Source organism: Eleftheria terrae, from assembly GCF_030419005.1.
GTDB lineage: Bacteria > Pseudomonadota > Gammaproteobacteria > Burkholderiales > Burkholderiaceae_C > Caldimonas > Caldimonas terrae.
In genome coordinates, this window is record NZ_CP106951.1 from 1,012,290 (window position 1) to 1,030,680 (window position 18,391).

An 18,391-nucleotide genomic window follows, 5' to 3' on the forward strand; every position below is an offset into this window, starting at 1 on the left:
GGCCGCATGGCGCTATCGTGGCGCCATGAGCACCCCCCGCCCAACCACCCACCCCTTCCCCGTCCCCAATGACGGCGGCCTGCAAGCGGTGCTGCCCGCCGCCCGCAGCGGCCACGCCTGCCGGCCGCTGCATGGCGTGGCGAAGAGCCGGACCATCGAGGCGGCAGCCAGGCAGCCACTGCCTCCCTTCACGCTGATGCAGCGCGCCGGCCAGGCCAGTGCCCGGCTGGCCCTGGCCATCGCGCCGCATGCCGAACAGGTATGGATTGCGGCCGGTCCGGGCAACAACGGCGGCGACGGCCTGGAGGCGGCCATGCATCTGCACCGCGCCGGCAAGGCCACCACCGTGAGCCTGCTCGCCGACCCGCAACGCCTGCCGACCGATGCGCAGACCGCCCTGGCCCGGGCCCGCGCGGCAGGAGTGCCCATCGTCGAGCAGGGCCTGCCACCCGAGCAGCCGGCTCGCCACGCCCTGGCTGTTGATGCAGTGCTGGGCCTGGGCAGTTCGCGGGCGCCGCAGGGGCGACTGGCAGAGGCCGTGGCACGCCTGCGGCAGTGGCCCGGCCCGGTGCTGGCGCTGGACCTGCCGACCGGGCTGGATGCCGACACCGGCCAGCCCCTTGGCGGCGAGGCAGGCACCTGCGTGCGGGCCGATCACACCCTGTCGCTGCTGACCCTCAAGCCAGGCCTGTTCACCGGCCAGGGCCGTGACTTCTGCGGGGCCGTCTGGTTCGACGATCTCGGCATTGCCGCCGACGAGGAACCGGACGCCTGGCTGACCACCGACGCCGCCTCGCTGATGCCGCGACGTGCACATGCCCACCACAAGGGGAGCTTTGGCGACGTGCTGGTGCTGGCCGGGGCACCCGGCATGACAGGGGCCGCCCTGCTCGCATCGCGCGCTGCGCTACATGCCGGCGCGGGACGGGTGTACGCCAGCCCGCTCGACGAGGAGTTCCCGCAGCATGACGGGCTGATGCCCGAGCTGATGTTTCGCACCCCCGCGGCCGCGGACGCGATGGACTGGAGCCGCCTCACCGTCGTGTGCGGCTGCGGTGGCGGCGAGCCGGTGCGCCAGGTGCTGCCGCGTGCACTGGGCGACAGCGCGCGCTTGGTACTCGATGCCGATGCCCTGAATGCGCTGGCCGCCGACAGCGCGCTGCGCCGGCAATTGCAGGCCCGCCGCGCACGCGGCCAGACGACCGTGCTGACGCCGCATCCACTGGAAGCAGCTCGCCTGCTGCGATGCAGCGCGGCCGACGTCCAGGCCGGGCGAATCGAAGCGGCGCAGGAGCTGGTGCGCCAGGACGGCTGCGTGGTGGTGCTGAAAGGCTCGGGCAGCGTGGTGGCCGCGCCCGGCCAGGTGCCGGCAGTCAATGCCAGCGGCAATGCCGCACTGGCCACGGCCGGTACCGGCGATGTGCTGGCCGGCTGGCTGGGCGGCCTGTGGGCCCAGGGCCTGGACGGCTTTGACGCGGCCCGGCTGGCGGTGTGGACGCACGGCGCCGCCGCCGATCGCTGGTTGCAGGACGAGGACGGCACAGCGCCCCAGCGCGGCCCGCTGACCGCCAGCCAGCTGCTAGAAGCCCTGGCCAGGGCCGCCGCAACAGGCTGAGCCGGGCACCGCCGGGCGGGTGCGCAGCATTCAGCTCCGGCGCGTTTTCTTGGCGGCGCTCTTGGGCGCTTGAGCCGTGCGCGGCTTGGAGGCCGCACTGCGTCCCTTGCCGGCCGCGCGGCCACGCGCCTTCAGCTCGCGATCAGCGTCCTGCACGCCCTTGAGCTCGGCCTGCTTGCCGCCGCCACCACCGGACTTCTCGCGCATGGCCCGGCTCAGCAGGCGCTCGTCGGCGGTCTCGCGCACCATGCGAAAGTCGATCTTGCGGCCGTCCAGGTCCACCCGGCTGACCTGCACCCGCACCCGTGCGCCCACCGCATAGCGCACGCCCGTGCGTTCGCCCCGCAACTCCTGCCGCACTTCATCGAACCGGTAGTACTCGCCGCCCAGCTCGGTGATGTGCACCAGGCCCTCCACATAGAGCGCATCCAGCTGCACGAACAGGCCGAAGCTCGTCACGGCGCTGACCGTCCCGCTGAACTCCTCGCCGAGGTGCTCGCGCATGTAGCGGCACTTGAGCCAGGCCTCGACGTCACGCGAGGCCTCGTCGGCCCGGCGCTCGCAGGTGCTGCAGTGCAGCCCGGCGGCCTCCCACTGGGCAGCGTCGCTCTGAGCGGCCTTGCGGGCGCCTCGCTTGGCTGGCACGTCATCCTCCGCCACTCCGCTCAGGTGATAGCGCTTGCCGAGCAGCAGGGCCTTGATGACGCGGTGCACCAGCAGGTCGGGATAGCGGCGGATGGGGCTGGTGAAGTGCGTATAGGCCTCGTAGGCCAGGCCGAAGTGGCCGCTGTTGGCCGGGGTGTAGATGGCCTGCTGCATCGAGCGCAGCAGCATCGAGTGGATCTGCTGTGCGTCCGGCCGCTCCTTGGTGGCCTGCGCGATGGCCTGAAACTCGGCTGGCTTGGGATCGTCGCTGACGCCCAGGCCCAGGCCAAGTGCCTTCAGGTAGTTCTGCAGCACCGCCTTCTTCTCGGGGGTAGGCCCTTCGTGCACCCGGAAGAGGCCGGGGTGCTTGGCCCGCTCGATGAAGTCGGCCGAGCAGACATTGGCCGCCAACATGGCTTCCTCGATGAGGCGGTGTGCTTCGTTGCGCACGCGCGGCACGATCTTCTCGATGCGGCCGTTGTCGTCGCAGACGATCTGGGTCTCGGTGGTCTCGAAGTCGACCGCACCGCGCTCCGCGCGGGCGCGCAGCAGCGCGCGGTAGACCTCGTGCAGGTTCAGCAGGTGCGGGACCAGTTCGCGCCGGCGCTCGGCCTCGGGGCCGCGGGTGTTGCTCAGGATGGCCGCCACCTCGGTATAGGTGAAGCGGGCATGCGAGTTCATCACCGCCGGGAAGAACTGGTACGCATGCAGCTCGCCCTTGGCGGTGATGAGCATGTCGCACACCATCGCCAGGCGGTCCTCCTCCGGGTTGAGGGAACACAGCCCGTTGGACAGCTTCTCCGGCAGCATCGGAATCACACGGCGCGGGAAGTACACCGAGGTGGCCCGCTCATACGCATCGCGGTCGAGCGGCTCGCCCGGCTTCACATAATGGCTCACGTCAGCGATCGCGACCACCAGCCGCCAGCCCTTGGCACGGCCCACCTTGGCCGGCTCGCAGTAGACCGCATCGTCGAAGTCGCGGGCGTCCTCGCCGTCGATGGTCACCAGCGGCACATCGCGCAGGTCAATGCGGTGCTTGCAGTCTGCTGCGCGGATGCTGTCCGGCAGTCGGCCCGCCTCGGCCAGCGTCTCGGGCGAAAACTGGTGGGGCACTTCGTACTTGCGCACCGCGATCTCGATCTCCATGCCGGGATCGTCGATCTCGCCGAGCACCTCCGTGACCCGCCCCACCGGCTGGGAGTACAGCGATGGCGGCTCGGTCAGCTCCACCGCCACCACCTGGCCTGCCTGCGCCTTCGCCGTCGCGTTCTTGGGGATCAGGATGTCCTGGCCGTAGCGCTTGTCCTCGGGCGCCACCACCCAGACGCCGCTCTCATGCAACAGCCGGCCGATGATGGGCGACTTGCGGCGCTCGACGATCTCGAGCACCCGCCCCTCGGGGCGGCCCTTGCGGTCGTATCGAATGATGCGCGCGCGCACCCGGTCACGGTGCAGCACCGCCCGCATCTCCTGCGGCGAGAGGTAGACGTCGGATTCGCCGTCCTCTCGCTGCACGAAGCCATGGCCGTCGCGATGGCCCTGCACGGTGCCTTCAACTTCGCTCATCAGAGCCGACGTGGCGGAGGGAGTTGCAACGTTGGAATTTTTAATGATAGAATCTCCTTCTGTTCGGTTCACAGCTTAACAAACAAGTTGTGAACCAAGAAGCCCAGGTGGCGGAATTGGTAGACGCACTAGTTTCAGGTACTAGCGGGTAACTCCGTGGAGGTTCGAGTCCTCTCCTGGGCACCAGACACAAATGCCTCGCATCGCAAGATGCGGGGCATTTTTGTTTGTGGGCAGCGTTTGGTTTGCGCCCGCGACCGCGATTTGCCGGCTGGCGTGCCGCACGGTGAAGCGGGCGCCCTTCCCCGGGACAGCAGGCTGCATGTATCGCCGCCCTGAAGGGCTGTTCGGCGATTCGCCAAACGCTTCCCATACCGTGGCCAGCTTGCCCTCCAAGCCCTGCCCTGGGCCGCGACGCCCCGCATGGCCACCGCCTCGCCGGCAGGCAGCCCGGATATTGGAAGCGATATTCGCTTTGCGAGGGAAGCGCGGCAGCCATGCAAGAGAGGATGAGGCCAACGCCGGCCGGGCTGGAGTCATCGGCAGAAGCAGACGGCAAGGCCGGATCGATGCAACGGCCGCAGCCTCTTCTCACGGGTCGGCCGCGCGGCCCATGCCCACCGCACCGAGCGGCGCTGCGGGCGGCGCACCCAGCCGCACATGGGGCCGTGCACCGCGCGGCCCGCCAGGCCGGCCAAGTGCCGTGCCGCGTACCGCCTGAACCTGGGCCGGCGCCGGTCCCGCCCGCTCTTGCTGCCGTGAACATCGGCTCGCATGGTGCCCCATGCAGGCCCCTGCATGCAAGGAAGATGAGGCCGTTGCCCCGCCCCGGCCACGGTTAAGGCCTGACCCGGACCGGCAATGCAAGAAAAGTACGAAAAAGACTGGACAAACGAAAAAAGACCCTGCTAGAATATTCTTCTGTTCGGTTCACAGCCAAAACATTCAAGTTCTGGTTTGAATCCTGGCCCAGGTGGCGGAATTGGTAGACGCACTAGTTTCAGGTACTAGCGGGTAACTCCGTGGAGGTTCGAGTCCTCTCCTGGGCACCAGACACAAAAGCCTCGCATCGCATGATGCGGGGCTTTTTTGTTTATGGCCTCGAATCGATTGCAGGTGTGTTTGCCTCTCGGCATCGGTGAGTCGGCCTTTGGTCGCACGGTCCGCCCTCTTCCCTTCTCCTGGGCGTGCTGCACCGTGAAGACACCGGCTGCATTCCGGCCGACGCGGCCGGCCACGGCAGTGGACAAGAAAAAAGCCGGGAGCTTTGCAGCGTCCCGGCCGGGTGACGAAGGTGGCGCGGTCGCGGCGACGGCGCCGCCGTCCGGCGCTCAGACCTCGTATTTCTTCGCCAGGCCTTCCGGGCGCAGCGAGTCATATTCTTCGAACGGCTGGTGGATCCAGGGGCTGGTCTCCAGCTTCTCGACATAGTAGTCGGGCAGGTAGCTCGACACCCCCTTCACCCAGATCACGGCGGACCGCACCTCGCGAATGGCCGGCATGCCGCGCAGGCGCTCGACCACCGCGCGCAGCGTCACGCCCGAATCGGCCAGGTCGTCGACCAGCAGCACGCGGCCAGCCAGCTCGCCCTTGGGCATCGTGATGTACTTGGCCATGTCCAGCCGGCCCTGGATGGTGCCGGCCTCGGCGCGGTAGGAGCTGGTCGACATGATCGCCAGCGGCTTGTCGAACACGCGCGAGAGCACGTCACCCGGACGCATGCCACCGCGCGCCAGGCACAGGATCTGGTCGAACTCCCAGCCGGAGTTGTGCACCTTGAGCGCCAGGCGCTCGGTCAGCATGTGGAACTCGTCCCAGGAGACGTAGAGATGTTTGCCGTCGTCGGTCAGCATGCGGTTTCCTAAAGCTCGGCGGGAAGCCGTGGGTTCAAACTCTTTCGGCCAGGGCGCGTCAGCCCTTGTAGGGATGGCGCAGCAGGATGGTGTGGTCGCGGTCGGGGCCGGTCGACACCATGTCTATCGGCGCGCCGACGAGTTCCTGTACCCGCTGCAGGTAGCTGCGCGCATTCGCCGGCAGCCGGTCCCATTCGGTCACGCCGAAGGTGGACTCGGTCCAGCCCGGGAAGGTCTCGTAGATCGGCCGGCAGGCCACGATGTCGTCGGCGTCCAGCGGCAGGATGTCGATGCGCTCGCCGTTCAGTTCGTAGCCGACGCAGGCCTTGATCTCGCTGAGGCCGTCCAGCACGTCGAGCTTGGTGATGCACAAGCCCGACACGCCGTTGATCAGGATGGAGCGCTTGAGCGCGGCCGCATCCAGCCAGCCGCAGCGGCGGGCGCGGCCCGTGACGGTGCCGCGCTCCTGGCCGACGGTGGACAGGTGGTGGCCGATGCTGCCTTCCTGGTCGATCGGCAACTCGGTCGGGAACGGGCCGCTGCCCACCCGGGTGGTGTAGGCCTTGGTGATGCCGAGGATGTAGTGCAGCTTGTCCGGCCCCACGCCGGAGCCGGCTGCCGCATTGCCCGCCACGCAGTTGCTGGAGGTGACGTAGGGATAGGTGCCGTGGTCGATGTCCAGCAGCGTGCCCTGCGCGCCTTCGAACAGCACGCTGCCGCCTTCCTGATTGATGGCCGCAACGCGCACGCCGACGTCGGCCAGCATGGGCTTGAGTTGCTCGGCCAGCTGCATTGCGTGGTCGAAGATCGGCTGGAATTCGAGCGGGCCCGATTTCAGGTAGCCCTGCAGCACGAAGTTGTGCAGCTCCAGCAGCTCGCGCAGCTTCTTGGCGAAACGCTCCGGGTGCTTCAGGTCCTGCGCACGCAGTGCGCGGCGTGCCACCTTGTCCTCGTAGGCCGGGCCGATGCCCTTGCCGGTGGTGCCGATCTTGCCGGCGCCGCTCGATTCGCGCAGCGCTTCGCGCGCCTTGTCGATCTCGACGTGGAAGGGCAGGATCAGCGGGCAGGACTCGCTGATGAAGAGGCGCGAACGCACCTCCAGCCCGGCCGCCTCCAGCCGCTCGATCTCCAGCAGCAGGTGGGCCGGATCGACCACCACCCCGTTGCCGATGTAGCAGCCGACACCGTCGCGCATGATGCCCGAGGGAATCAGCTGCAGGGCCGTCTTCTTGCCCTTGATCACCAGCGTGTGGCCGGCATTGTGGCCGCCCTGGAAGCGCACCACGCCCTGGGCATGGTCGGTCAGCCAGTCCACCACCTTGCCCTTGCCTTCGTCGCCCCACTGGGTGCCGATCACGACGACGTTGCGCCCACGGTCTTGCTGCGTCATGGAAGATGTTCCTGAATCAAATGAAAGTGTGTGGCGGGCTGTGCACCCGCCGTCGCTCACAGGGCCTGGACGACCCAGCTCCCTGCGGCCGAGACCAGCTCCCGGTCGCACTCGAATTCCTGCACCTGGTGCTCGTGCCCGGGCAGCACGCAGACGACGATCTCGCCCTGCTCCCGCAGCTGGCGGATGGCGTCGCGCAGGCGGCGATCCTCGCCCCACGGCGCGCGGATCGCCGCCCGGGTGCCAGCCACACGGGCCGGCCCGACCAGCTCCTTCAAGTCGGTGCTGAAGCCAACGGCGGGGCGGTTGCGGCCGAACACCGCGCCCACCTCGTCATAGCGGCCACCGCGCACCAGCGCGTCGGCACTGCCGGCGGCATAGATGGCGAAGCGGGTACCGCTGTAGTACGCATAGCCGCTCAGGTCGGCCAGATCGAAGCCGATGCGCACCTGCGGATGGGTGTGGGCCACCCGCTCCACCAGCCAGCGCAGGTCGGCCAGCGCCGACTCGATGCCGGGACGGGTCGGCAGGATGCGCGCGGCTTCGGCCAGCACTTCGTCGCCACCATACAGGCGGGTCAGTGCCAGCAGGCCCTCGCGGCTGTCGGAGGGGAAGGCAGCGGTCAGCTCGCGCAGACAGGCGGTGTCCTTGGCGGCGAGACAGGCATACACCTGGTCCAGCACGTCCGGCGCGGCATTCACGCCCTGCAGCAGCGCACGCACGATGCGCACGTCAGCCAGGTCCAGGAACAATGAGTCGATGCCCAGGCGGTGCAGGCCTTCCAGCGCCAGTTCCTGGGCTTCCAGGTCGGCTTCGAGGCCACCGTGGCCGTAGATTTCAGCGCCGAATTGCAACGGCTCGCGGGTGGCATGCAGGCCTGAGGGCTGGGTGTGCAGCACCGGCCCGCAATAGCACAGGCGGGTCACACCGTGGCGGTTGAGCAGGTGGGCGTCAATGCGGGCGACCTGGGGCGTGGCGTCGGCCCGCACACCCATGGTGCGGCCACTGAGCTGGTCGACCAGCTTGAAGGTGCGCAGGTCCAGCTCGCGCCCGGTGCCGGAGAGCAGCGACTCCAGGTACTCCAGCAGCGGCGGCATGACCAGCTCGTAGCCATAGCCACGCGCCACGTCGAGCAACGCACGGCGCAGTTCCTCGATGCGCCTGGCCTCCGAAGGCAAGACATCGGCAATGTGCTCTGGCAGCAGCCAAGCAGACGACATAAAAACCACCGGGGGATTAAAAACGCGATTGTACCGGGGCGTAAGCACCGCGGCGCGTGCGGAAGTACCCGGCGAGGCGCCGGGCATGCAGGATCAACTCAGCAGCCAGAGCAACAACAGGCCGGCCGCGAAGCTGGCCAGGCCGAGAAAACGGATCTGGCCATTGCTCAGCTGCAAGGCCTGCTCGAAGACACGACGCCAGGTGATGGGGCTGAACAAGGGCAACAGGCCTTCAAAGACCAGGACCAGGGCCAGCGCCACCCACAAGGCGTCCGTCATTGCCGTGCGTTCACTTCCGGGGCGCTGCTGCTGCCCCGCTGCTGCCACGCATGGCGCGGAAGAAATCGTTGCTGGCCGGGTCGAGCACCAGCACGTCGGAGCGGCCGCGGAAGCTCTGCCGGTAAGCCTCCAGGCTGCGGTAGAACTGGGCGAACTGCGGATCCTGCCCAAAGGCCGCGGCATAGATGGCAGCGGCCTTGGCGTCGCCCTCGCCCTTCACCTTCTGCGCGTCGCGGTAGGCCTCGGCGATGATGATGTCGCGCTGCTTCTCGGCGTCGGCGCGGATCTGCTCACCTTCAGCCAGGCCGGTGGAGCGCAGTTCGCTGGCCACGCGCTTGCGCTCGGAGCCCATGCGACGGTAGACGGCGTCGGTGATGTTGGACGAGAAGTCCACCCGCTTGGTGCGCACGTCGACAATCTCGATGCCGAAGCTCTTGGCGTTTTCCGCCATGTTCTTGCGCACTTCCTGCATCACCTCCTCGCGGTCGGTGGCCAGCATCTCGCGCACGGTGCGCTTGGTCACCGCCTCGTTGAAGGCCGCCTGCACGATGGGCGCCAGGCGAGTTTCGGCGTGGCGCATGTCGACGCCGTTGTTGCGGATGAACTGGCGCGAATCGACGATGCGCCATTTCACCAGCCAGTCGATCACGAGGCTCTTCTTCTCGGCGGTGAAGATGGGCCGCGTCTCAGGGCTGTCCAGGGTCTGGATGCGTCGGTCCAGGAAGACCACGTTCTGGAACGGGGGCGGCATTTTGATCTTCAGGCCCGGCTCGGTGATGACCTCCTTGATCTCACCCAGCGCATACACCACGGCGAACTGCCGCTGGTCCACCACGAACAGGGTCGAGCCCGCCACGACCACCAGCAGCAGCAGGGTCGAAACAATCAATCCAATACGGTTCATATCAGCCTCTACGCCTCTTGTTCTTGCTGTCAGCGGCTTTCACGCTCACGGCTGCGCTGGTTGTCGCGCGAACGGGTGTCGGCCGGCGCGGGCAAAGGCACCGGATCGGCGGTGGCCGGCAGGGCCGGTGCGGCAGCCGGCGCACTGGCCGCCGGCGCGCCACCCGCCTGCTGCTGCAGGATCTTGTCGAGCGGCAGGTAGAGCAGGTTCCCGTTGTTGCGGGTGTCGATCAGCACCTTGGTGGCGTTGGCGTAGATCTGCGTCATCGTGTCCAGGTAGAGCCGGTCGCGGGTGACACCCGGCGCCTTGGCGTATTCGGTCAGCACGCTGTTGAAGCGGTCGGCATCGCCCTCGGCCTGGGCGACCACGCGGGCGCGGTGGGCCTCGGCGTCCTCGCGCAGCCGCGACGCGGTGCCCTTGGCCTTGGGGATCACCTCGTTGGCATAGGCTTGTGCATCGTTCTTGGCCCGTTCGCGGTCCGCGCCAGCGCGGAAGGCATCGTCGAAATCGGCCTGCACCTGCTCCGGCGGCTGCACGCCCAGCACGTTGACGTTGGAGATCTGGATGCCGGCGTTCAGGCGGTCCAGCTGAGCCTGCACCGACTTCACCAGGTCGGCCGCGATGGCGTCACGCCGCTCGTAGAGCACCGAGTCCATGTTGCTCTTGCCCACGATCTCGCGCACGGCCGACTCGGCCGCCTGCACCACCGCGTCGTCCGGGCGGCGGTTCTCGAAGACGTATTGCTTGACGTCCTTGATGCGGTACTGCACCGCAAAGCGGATGTCGACGATGTTCTCGTCCTGGGTCAGCATGGAGGAGTCGCGCAGGCCGGTCTGCTGGGTCACCGCGGTGTTGCCCACCTCGACCGAGCGCAGCTGCGTGACGGGCACGATCTCGTGCGACTGGAAGGGATAGGGCAGGCGCCATTTGAAGCCGGCTTCCGTCGTGTGGCTGTAGCGGCCGAAGGACATGACCACCGCCTGGTGGCCTTCCTGCACGATGAAGATGCCGCTCATGATCCAGATGAGGACGGCCACCCCGCCGATCAGCAGCACGCTGAGGCTGGCACCGCGAAAGCCGGGCGGCATGGAGCCGCCGGAACCGTTCGGGCCAGGGCCGCCTGACTTGCCACCGAACATGCCGCTGAGGCGACGGTTGAAGTCGCGCCAGATCTCGTCGAGATCGGGCGGGCCGTCATTGCGGCCGCCGCCCGAGCCCTGGTTGCGGGTGGGCTCGTTGCTCTGCGGATCCAGGCCCCGGCCCCAACGCGGATCGTTGAGGTTGAACAGCCTGCGCGCGCCCCAGCCGACCGTCGCCGCGACGGCCGACGCCAGTGCGGTGAGAACGGCCAGCGGACGCACGACCGACCGGCGGCTGTCCGGAGTGGGAGGCACGTGAGAGTTGCTTGTGTTCATGCTCGTGCAATTGAAGCGGAATTCTGCGCAGGCACTTCCTTCTCGTCCTGGCCTGCGCTCTGTTCTGTCGTGTCCGCTGAGGCGCTGGCTGCCGACGCCATGGCGTCCGGTGCAGGCAGCGTGCCCAAGGCGGCCTGGGCAATCATATGACGCAACTCGTCGAGTCCCTCGCCGCTGAGGGCGCTGACAAACACCCGCAGCGCACGCCGGTTCGGCTCGAACTCGTAGGCATCGACGGTCGCACGCGGCCGCTGCGAGCCTTCGAGTGCGTCGAGCTTGTTGAAGACAAGCAGCTGAGGCAGCCCGTCGGCACCGATCTCGCGCAGCACCCGCTGCACTTCGTCGATCTGCTCCTGCCACACCGGGCTGGCCGCATCGACCACATGCAACAGCAGGTCGGCATCGTTGGCCTCCTGCAGCGTCGCCTGGAACGCTTCGACCAGCGTGTGCGGCAGGTCGCGGATGAAGCCGACCGTGTCGGACAGCGACACCGAGCGCTGGGCTTCGGCCAGGTAAAGCTGGCGGGTGGTGGTGTCCAGCGTCGCGAACAACTGGTTGGCCGCATACGCGCGGGCCTTCACCAGGGCGTTGAACAGCGTGGACTTGCCGGCATTGGTGTAGCCGACCAGCGAGACCCGGAAGGTGCCGCTGCGCTCACGCGAACGACGCTGCGTGTTGCGCTGCCGCTTGACCTTCTCGAGCTGGAATTTCAGGGCCTTGATGCGGTCGCCGATCATGCGGCGATCCAGTTCGATCTGGGCTTCACCCGGGCCACCGCGGTGCCCCACGCCGCCGCGCTGGCGCTCCAGGTGGCTCCAGCGCCGCACCAGGCGCGTCGACAGGTATTGCAGCCGGGCCAGCTCGACCTGCAGCTTGCCCTCATGGCTCTGCGCGCGACGCGCGAAGATCTCCAGGATCAGGGTCGTGCGATCGGCCACCGGCACGCCGAGCACTCGCTCGAGGTTGCGCTGCTGCGCCGGTGACAGGGCTTGGTCGAACAGCACCGAGCCGGCCTGGTGGGCGCTGACGAGGAGCTTGATCTCGTCGGCCTTGCCTTCGCCGACGAACAACGCCGCGTCGGGCGCCTTGCGTTTGCAGGTCAGGCGTGCAACGGGTGTCTCGCCGGCCGATTCCGCCAGCAAGGCCAGTTCATCAAGGGTGGGATCGAAAGGCGCGCCGGCGCCGAGGTCCACGCCGACGAGGATCGTGCGGGTGGGAGTGGGTGTCGCCGTGGGGGAGGATGTCAAAGTAGGTGCCGTTGCCGAAGGCTTACATGGGGCCCGTCGCCGGGCCCTCATGTACTTCAGTTGGACTCGGTCGATTCACCGGCGTGGAAGTTCACGGCCCGGCCGGGAACCACCGTGGAGATGGCATGCTTGTAAACCATCTGGGTCACGGTATTGCGCAAGAGCACCACATACTGATCAAAAGACTCGATGTGGCCCTGCAGCTTGATGCCGTTCACGAGGTAGATCGAGACCGGCACATGTTCCTTGCGCAGCAGGTTCAGAAAGGGGTCTTGTAGAAGTTGCCCTTTATTGCTCACGATATGCTCCGTGTTGAAAGTTTTGGAACCCGGACGTTAACACAGGCCCCTACCCCTCCCGGCAAATCCTTACGAATCCTTATCTGTGAAGGGGTTGCGGGACGATTTCAACTCGATGCGCAAGGGGGTGCCCACCAGCTTGAAGTGCTCGCGGAAGCGGCCTTCCAGGTAGCGCTTGTAGGCATCCGTGATGTGCTCCAGCGAGTTGCCATGCACCACGATCAAGGGTGGGTTCATGCCGCCCTGGTGCGCATAGCGCAGCTTGGGACGGAACATGCCGGCGCGCTTGGGCGCCTGGTGCTCCACCGCCTCGTGCACCAGGCGGGTCAGCACCGGGGTCGACATCTTCTTGAAGGCCGAGGCATGCGCGTCGGCAATCGCCTTCCACAGCGGGCCCAGGCCCTGCCGCTTGAGGGCCGAAATGTTGATCATCGGCGCGAACTTCAGGAAGGCCAGGCGTTGCGCGACCGAGCGCTCCAGCATCTGGCGCTGGTAGTCGTCCACCGCATCCCACTTGTTGAGCGCGAGCACCACCGCGCGGCCGCTGTCGAGGATGTAGCCGGCGATGTGGGCATCCTGGTCGGTCACGCCCTGCGTGGCATCGAGCAGCAGCACGACCACGTTGGCTTCGGAGATGGCCTGCAGCGTCTTGACCACCGAGAACTTCTCGATCGCCTCGAACACCTTGCCCTTGCGCCGTAGCCCGGCGGTGTCGATCAGCTCGAAGCGCTGGCCATCACGCTCGAAGGGCACGCTGATGGCATCGCGCGTGGTGCCCGGCATGTCGAAGGCGATCAGCCGCTCCTCGCCCAGCCAGGTGTTGATGAGCGTGGACTTGCCGACGTTGGGCCGACCGGCCACCGCCAGCTTGATGACGAGGCCGGGATCAGGCGCCTCGGCCTCTTCCTCGTCCTCGAAGAAGAACGGCTCCAGGGCGGCTTCGATCAGGCTGCGGATGCCCTGCCCATGCGCGGCCGAGACGGCCATCGGCTCGCCCATGCCCAGTTCGTGGAACTCGGCCAGCAGCGGCGAGTCGGCCATGCCCTCGGCCTTGTTGACCGCCAGCACCACCCGCTTGTTGACCGAGCGCAGGTAGCGGGCAATGTCCTGGTCCTGGGCCGACAGGCCGGCCCGCACATCGAGCACGAAGATGACGGCATCGGCCTCGGCGACGGCCTGGCGCGTCTGCTTGGCCATTTCCTTGACGATGCCGGTGGACGAGTCGGGCTCGAAGCCACCCGTGTCGATCACGATGAACTCGCGGTCGCCCAGCCGGCCGTCGCCATAGTGGCGGTCGCGCGTCAGGCCGGCGAAGTCGGCCACGATGGCGTCGCGCGACTTCGTCATCCGGTTGAACAGCGTCGACTTGCCGACGTTGGGTCGCCCGACCAGGGCAATGACAGGTTTCATCGACAACTCACTACCACTTCACTCACTGCGCACTGAACGCAAACACGCCGCCGGCGCGGGTGACCACCACCCAGGCCGAGCCGGCCAGCACCGGCGCACCCACCACGGCCGAGCCGTCGGTGGCCACGCGAGCCTGCGGCTGGCCGTCTTCCCGCGACAGCAGGTGGACATAACCTTCCGCATCGCCCACCACCACGCTGCGGCCGACCGCCAGCGGGGCCGACAAGCCACGGAAGCGGAAGCGCTCGGAGGTCCAGGCGACGTCGCCATCGGCCTGGCGATAGGCCGTCACGCGGTCGGTCGAATCGACGCCGTAGACACGCTGGCCATCGGCGTACAGGCCGGTGGAGCCGCTGGATGCCTTGCTCCACAGCAGCGTGCCGCCCTGGGCCTCGACGCAACCCACGGCCGACTGGAAGGAACGCGCACAGACGACATTGCCTTCACGGCCGGCCGGGCCGACCAGGTCAGCCAGCCGCTCCACCTCGTTGGTGCCGCGCGGCGAGGCCAGCGGCACTTCCCAGCGCACCGAGCCGCGCAGCGGGTCGATGCCGGCCAGGCGCGGGCCCTGCCCTGCCACCAGGGTGTCGCGCACCGGCAGCAGCACGCCGGGTTGCGCCAGCATCAGCGGGTCACCGGGGCGCTGCTGGCTCCACAACTTGGCGCCGCTGGCGGCATCGAAGGCATGCACCGAGCGATCGGCGGCATAGACGAACACCCGCTCGCCGGCCACCAGCGGCGCCGTCACGATGCGGGCCTTCAGCGGATAGCGCCAGGCCACCTCACCGTTACGCAGCACCACCAGTTCGTTGGCGCGCGTCACCACGGCGGTGTGGCGGCCGTCAGTGCCGACGCCGGCGCTCAGCTCGGCGCCCACCTCGGCACGCCAGAGCTCCTTGCCGCTGTCGGTCTGCAGCGCCAGCACCTTGCCGTCGCCGCTGGCCAGCACCAGCTGGTCGCCGTTGACGACCGGGCGCAGCGGCAGCTGCTGCAGGCCACCGATGCGCTGGCTCCACAACGACTGCACGCGCACCGCGGACGGCGCCGGCGACTCCAGCGGCGTGGGCTTGGGTTTGTCAGGACCGCTGGAGCAGGCAGCCAGGGCGGCCAGCAGCCAGGCAGCGGACAACCGGCGCAGCGCGCCGGCGGGCATGAGCGGGTGCGTCTTCATCACTCTGCGGCGGAAGCTGCGGTTTCAGGAGCCGGGGCCGCGCCGAGGGCGGTCAGCTTGGCCTCCACCAGGCGGCGGTAGTCCAGCGTCGCGGGCATGGCCTTGTAGGCTTTCTCGTACTCGGCCTGGGCGTCGGCCTTCTTGCCCTGGGCCGAGAGGATGTCGCCACGGCGGTCGGCCGCCAGTGCCTCGAATTCCTTGGGCAGCCCGGTGGACAACAGCTTCAGCGCATCGTCATAGGCCTTCTGGTCCAGCAGCACCGCCGACAGGCGCAGGCGGGCGATGGCGCGGTACTCGTCCTCGGAGGCGTTCTCCGCGACCCAGCTCAGCGCGCTGCGTGCGCCGTCGGCCTTGTTCTGCTGCTGCAGCACCTTGGCGGCCAGCAGGCCGGCCTGCTGGGCGTAGACGGTGCGCGGGTGGCGCTGCTTGATGTCGTCGAAGGCGCGCTGCACCTTGTCGGCGTCCTTGGCGGTGGCCGCCTGCTCCAGCTGGTCGTAGAGGGCCGCGGCCTTGATGGCCTGGTCGCGCTGCCACCAGTTCCAGCCGTTCCACGCGGCAAAGGCAGCAAGCACCAGGATCAAGGTCCAGGTGATGAGGTTGCCGTACTGCTTCCAGAAATGCTTGAGGTGCTCAAGCTGCTCTTGTTCTTCGAGGTCGAGATGGGTGGCCATGCGGGCGTTCCAGGAAGGAAATGGGGGGCCGGCCGCCATGCGGCCGGCAGCGGATTATGCGTTGCGCAGCTCGGAAGCCCACTGCGCGGCTTCACCGATGGGCAGCAGGCGTTGCTGGGCGCCGGCATCGCGCAGCGGCTTGAGCGCCACCATGCCTTGCGCCAGCTCATCGCTGCCGAACACCAGCGCATAGCGTGCACCGCTGGCATCGGCCCGCTTGAACTGGCTCTTCATGCTGCCCTGCCCGTCCTTGCCGCCGGCGTGCATCAGTACCGACACGCCGGTTGCGCGCAGCGCCTCCAGCGTGGCAGTCACCACGCCGAGCGACTGGGCGTCGGGCACGATGGCATAGGCATCGGCCACGCGAGCCGGCGGCTCGGCGCCCAGTTCCTTCAGCAGCTCCAGCACCCGCTCCACGCCGAGGGCCCAGCCGACTGCCGGCGCCGGCTTGCCGCCGACCTGCTCGATCAGGTAGTCATAGCGGCCGCCGCCGCAGACCGTGCCCTGCGAGCCCAACCGGTCGGTGACCCACTCGAAGACGGTGAGGTTGTAGTAGTCCATGCCGCGCACCAGGCGCGGGTTGATGCGGTATTCGAGGCCGTTGGCGTCCAGCACCGCACGCACCGCGTTGAAGTGGGCCAGCGAGGCTTCGCCAAGGAAGTCCATCAGCCGCGGTGCCGCCTCCACCAGCGCCTGCATGGCCGGGTTCTTGGTGTCGAGGATGCGCAAGGGGTTGCTGTGCAGGCGCCGCTGGGCCTCGGCATCGAGCTGGTCGCGGTGCTCCTCGAAGTAGGCGATCAACGCCGCCCGGTGGGCACGCCGCTCCTCCGGCTGGCCGAGGCTGTTGAGTTCGAGCCGCACGTCGGTCAGCCCGATGTCGCGCCACAAGGCCCGGCACATCAGGATCAGCTCGGCATCGACGTCCGGCCCGCCGAAGCCCAGCGCCTCGGCACCCACCTGGTGGAACTGCCGATAACGACCGCGCTGCGGCTTTTCATGGCGGAACATGGGGCCCATGTAGTAGATGCGCTTGCCGCCGTCGTAGAGCAGGGAGTGCTCGGCGACCGCGCGCACCACGCCGGCGGTGTTCTCGGGTCGCAGGGTGAGCTTGTCACCGTTCATCGCGTCCTCGAAGGAGTACATCTCCTTCTCGACGATGTCGGTCACTTCGCCGAGGCCCCGCACGAACAGCGCGGTGGGCTCGACGATGGGCGTGCGCAGGTTGGCATAGCCATAGCGCTGCATCAGCGCCCGCACTTTGTCCTCGAACCACTCCCAGCGTGCCGACTCCGGCGGCAGGAGGTCGTTCATGCCCTTGACGGCCTTCAACTCGGCCTTGATCTGTTCTGCCATCTTGTCTTGAAGTGCTTGCCGGGCCCGGCGAGCGCCGGGCCTGCGGGGACGGCGCCTGCGCGCCGCCGGAATGTCAGGCGACGCTCGCCGCCGCGCCGTAGCGACGCTCGATGTAGTCCTCGACGATGCGCTGGAACTCCGCGGCGATGCCGTCGCCGCGCAAGGTCAGGGCCTTCTCGCCGTCGATGAAGACGGGAGCGGCCGGCGCCTCGCCATTGCCAGGCAGGCTGATGCCGATGTCGGCATGCTTGCTTTCGCCCGGGCCGTTGACGATGCAGCCCATCACCGCGACCTTCATGGTCTCGACACCGGGATAGCGGGCCTTCCACAGCGGCATCTGCCGGCGCAGGTAGTCGTCGATCTGCTTGGCCAGCTCCTGGAAGGTGGTGCTGGTGGTGCGGCCGCAGCCCGGGCAGGCCGTCACGCTGGGCACGAAGGCACGCAGGCCGAGGGACTGCAGGATCTCCATCGCCACCACCACTTCCTGGGTGCGCGCCTCGCCGGGCTGCGGGGTCAGCGAAACCCGGATGGTGTCGCCGATGCCTTCCTGCAGCAGCAGCGCCAGCGCCGCGGTGGAAGCCACCGTGCCCTTGGTGCCCATGCCGGCCTCGGTCAGGCCCAGGTGCAGCGGATAGTCGCAGCGCGCCGCCAGAGCGCGGTAGACCGACACCAGGTCCTGCACGCCACTGACCTTGCACGAGAGCAGCACCTGCTCGCCGCGCATGCCCAGCTCCTCGGCACGCCGGGCGGATTCGATGGCCGAGGTCACCAGCGCCTGGTACATCACCTGCTTGGCGTCCCAGGGACGTGCACGGCGGGAGTTCTCGTCCATCAGCGAGGCGAGCAGCTCCTGGTCCAGGCTGCCCCAGTTGACGCCGATGCGCACCGGCTTGTCATGGCGGATGGCGGCTTCGATCATCTGGGCGAACTGCCGATCGCGCTTGTCACCCTTGCCGACGTTGCCGGGGTTGATGCGGTACTTGGACAAGGCCTCGGCGCAAGCGGGATGCTCGGTGAGCAGCTTGTGGCCGTTGTAGTGGAAGTCGCCGATCAGCGGCACCACGATGCCCATGCGGTCGAGCTGATCGCGGATGGCCGGCACGGCCTCCGCCGCCTCGGGCGTGTTGACGGTCAGGCGCACCATCTCGGAGCCGGCCAGCGCCAGCTCCTTGATCTGGATGGCGGTCTCGATGACGTCTACCGTGTCGGTGTTGGTCATCGACTGCACGCGCACCGGCGCATCCCCGCCCACCGTCACGACATGCTCGCCCCAGCGGATGTGCGCCTGCCGGCTGCGGCGCGGCGCCGGCTGCGCCGGAGGGATGAAGAGGGGGTCGGTGGACATCGGGA

At 68.1% G+C, this 18,391-nt stretch carries 15 protein-coding genes and 2 tRNA genes; 3 read left to right on the forward strand and 14 right to left on the reverse strand.

The window, feature by feature from the left end:
* The first annotated feature begins 25 nt into the window (after positions 1 to 25).
* Positions 26 to 1,615 carry an NAD(P)H-hydrate dehydratase gene (locus N7L95_RS04540; RefSeq protein WP_301258630.1) on the forward strand — a complete coding sequence of 530 codons (1,590 nt, stop codon included), beginning with the start codon at positions 26 to 28 and terminating at the stop codon, positions 1,613 to 1,615.
* Between the two features lie 30 nt (positions 1,616 to 1,645).
* On the opposite strand, the gene rnr is transcribed toward N7L95_RS04540, so the two are convergent.
* Positions 1,646 to 3,829 (reverse strand): ribonuclease R, encoded by a 2,184-nt coding sequence (gene rnr, locus N7L95_RS04545; RefSeq protein WP_301258631.1) that lies wholly within the window; start codon positions 3,827 to 3,829, stop codon positions 1,646 to 1,648.
* A gap of 101 nt (positions 3,830 to 3,930) precedes the next feature.
* Here rnr and N7L95_RS04550 point away from each other — a divergent pair.
* Together N7L95_RS04550 and N7L95_RS04555 are read left to right on the forward strand one after the other, a co-directional pair.
* Positions 3,931 to 4,015, forward strand: a tRNA-Leu gene (locus tag N7L95_RS04550).
* Positions 4,016 to 4,796: 781 nt separating this feature from the next.
* A tRNA-Leu gene (locus N7L95_RS04555) sits at positions 4,797 to 4,881 on the forward strand.
* A gap of 279 nt (positions 4,882 to 5,160) precedes the next feature.
* Here the strand turns inward: N7L95_RS04555 and N7L95_RS04560 are convergent.
* The 13 genes from N7L95_RS04560 to ispG all read right to left on the reverse strand — a co-directional run bounded on the left by N7L95_RS04560 (position 5,161) and on the right by ispG (position 18,386).
* Complete coding sequence (locus N7L95_RS04560) at positions 5,161 to 5,682, reverse strand: phosphoribosyltransferase (protein ID WP_301258632.1); 522 nt, start codon at positions 5,680 to 5,682, stop codon at positions 5,161 to 5,163.
* 58 nt (positions 5,683 to 5,740) lie between these two features.
* Positions 5,741 to 7,072: an adenylosuccinate synthase gene (locus N7L95_RS04565; protein ID WP_301258633.1), complete on the reverse strand. Its 1,332-nt coding sequence runs from the start codon at positions 7,070 to 7,072 to the stop codon at positions 5,741 to 5,743.
* A gap of 56 nt (positions 7,073 to 7,128) precedes the next feature.
* Positions 7,129 to 8,292 carry an ATP phosphoribosyltransferase regulatory subunit gene (locus N7L95_RS04570; protein WP_301258634.1) on the reverse strand — a complete coding sequence of 388 codons (1,164 nt, stop codon included), beginning with the start codon at positions 8,290 to 8,292 and terminating at the stop codon, positions 7,129 to 7,131.
* 93 nt (positions 8,293 to 8,385) lie between these two features.
* Positions 8,386 to 8,571: a DUF2065 domain-containing protein gene (locus N7L95_RS04575; RefSeq protein WP_301258635.1), complete on the reverse strand. Its 186-nt coding sequence runs from the start codon at positions 8,569 to 8,571 to the stop codon at positions 8,386 to 8,388.
* A gap of 10 nt (positions 8,572 to 8,581) precedes the next feature.
* Positions 8,582 to 9,475, reverse strand: coding sequence for a protease modulator HflC (gene hflC, locus N7L95_RS04580; RefSeq protein ID WP_301258636.1), 894 nt, complete (start codon positions 9,473 to 9,475; stop codon positions 8,582 to 8,584).
* Positions 9,476 to 9,504: 29 nt separating this feature from the next.
* Positions 9,505 to 10,728 carry an FtsH protease activity modulator HflK gene (hflK, locus tag N7L95_RS04585; RefSeq protein ID WP_301260068.1) on the reverse strand — a complete coding sequence of 408 codons (1,224 nt, stop codon included), beginning with the start codon at positions 10,726 to 10,728 and terminating at the stop codon, positions 9,505 to 9,507.
* Positions 10,729 to 10,886: 158 nt separating this feature from the next.
* Positions 10,887 to 12,137: a GTPase HflX gene (hflX, locus tag N7L95_RS04590; protein ID WP_301258637.1), complete on the reverse strand. Its 1,251-nt coding sequence runs from the start codon at positions 12,135 to 12,137 to the stop codon at positions 10,887 to 10,889.
* Between the two features lie 56 nt (positions 12,138 to 12,193).
* On the reverse strand, positions 12,194 to 12,436 hold the full coding sequence (gene hfq, locus N7L95_RS04595; RefSeq protein WP_301258638.1) for an RNA chaperone Hfq: 243 nt from the start codon (positions 12,434 to 12,436) through the stop codon (positions 12,194 to 12,196).
* A 69-nt stretch (positions 12,437 to 12,505) separates the two neighbouring features.
* Entirely contained in the window at positions 12,506 to 13,846 is a 1,341-nt protein-coding gene (der, locus tag N7L95_RS04600) for a ribosome biogenesis GTPase Der (protein WP_301258639.1), read from the reverse strand.
* Positions 13,847 to 13,868: 22 nt separating this feature from the next.
* The gene (bamB, locus tag N7L95_RS04605; RefSeq protein ID WP_301258640.1) at positions 13,869 to 15,017 is read right to left on the reverse strand and encodes an outer membrane protein assembly factor BamB; all 1,149 of its coding nucleotides are present in this window, start codon (positions 15,015 to 15,017) and stop codon (positions 13,869 to 13,871) included.
* A complete protein-coding gene (locus N7L95_RS04610; RefSeq protein WP_301258641.1) occupies positions 15,017 to 15,688 on the reverse strand; it encodes a YfgM family protein in 672 nt (223 codons plus the stop codon). The genes bamB and N7L95_RS04610 overlap by 1 nt, the downstream gene beginning before the upstream one ends.
* Positions 15,689 to 15,742: 54 nt before the next feature.
* Entirely contained in the window at positions 15,743 to 17,041 is a 1,299-nt protein-coding gene (hisS, locus tag N7L95_RS04615) for a histidine--tRNA ligase (RefSeq protein WP_301258642.1), read from the reverse strand.
* A gap of 73 nt (positions 17,042 to 17,114) precedes the next feature.
* Positions 17,115 to 18,386, reverse strand: coding sequence for a flavodoxin-dependent (E)-4-hydroxy-3-methylbut-2-enyl-diphosphate synthase (gene ispG / locus N7L95_RS04620; protein ID WP_301258643.1), 1,272 nt, complete (start codon positions 18,384 to 18,386; stop codon positions 17,115 to 17,117).
* Positions 18,387 to 18,391 lie beyond the last annotated feature (5 nt).

What these genes read in the sequence shown, in the direction of transcription:
- N7L95_RS04540 (WP_301258630.1), top strand. Translation starts at nt 26, where the DNA reads ATGAGCACCCCCCGCCCAACCACCCACCCCTTCCCCGTCCCCAATGAC.
- rnr (WP_301258631.1), bottom strand. Translation starts at nt 3,829, where the DNA reads ATGAGCGAAGTTGAAGGCACCGTGCAGGGCCATCGCGACGGCCATGGC.
- N7L95_RS04560 (WP_301258632.1), bottom strand. Translation starts at nt 5,682, where the DNA reads ATGCTGACCGACGACGGCAAACATCTCTACGTCTCCTGGGACGAGTTC.
- N7L95_RS04565 (WP_301258633.1), bottom strand. Translation starts at nt 7,072, where the DNA reads ATGACGCAGCAAGACCGTGGGCGCAACGTCGTCGTGATCGGCACCCAG.
- N7L95_RS04570 (WP_301258634.1), bottom strand. Translation starts at nt 8,292, where the DNA reads ATGTCGTCTGCTTGGCTGCTGCCAGAGCACATTGCCGATGTCTTGCCT.
- N7L95_RS04575 (WP_301258635.1), bottom strand. Translation starts at nt 8,571, where the DNA reads ATGACGGACGCCTTGTGGGTGGCGCTGGCCCTGGTCCTGGTCTTTGAA.
- hflC (WP_301258636.1), bottom strand. Translation starts at nt 9,475, where the DNA reads ATGAACCGTATTGGATTGATTGTTTCGACCCTGCTGCTGCTGGTGGTC.
- der (WP_301258639.1), bottom strand. Translation starts at nt 13,846, where the DNA reads ATGAAACCTGTCATTGCCCTGGTCGGGCGACCCAACGTCGGCAAGTCG.
- bamB (WP_301258640.1), bottom strand. Translation starts at nt 15,017, where the DNA reads ATGAAGACGCACCCGCTCATGCCCGCCGGCGCGCTGCGCCGGTTGTCC.
- N7L95_RS04610 (WP_301258641.1), bottom strand. Translation starts at nt 15,688, where the DNA reads ATGGCCACCCATCTCGACCTCGAAGAACAAGAGCAGCTTGAGCACCTC.
- hisS (WP_301258642.1), bottom strand. Translation starts at nt 17,041, where the DNA reads ATGGCAGAACAGATCAAGGCCGAGTTGAAGGCCGTCAAGGGCATGAAC.
- ispG (WP_301258643.1), bottom strand. Translation starts at nt 18,386, where the DNA reads ATGTCCACCGACCCCCTCTTCATCCCTCCGGCGCAGCCGGCGCCGCGC.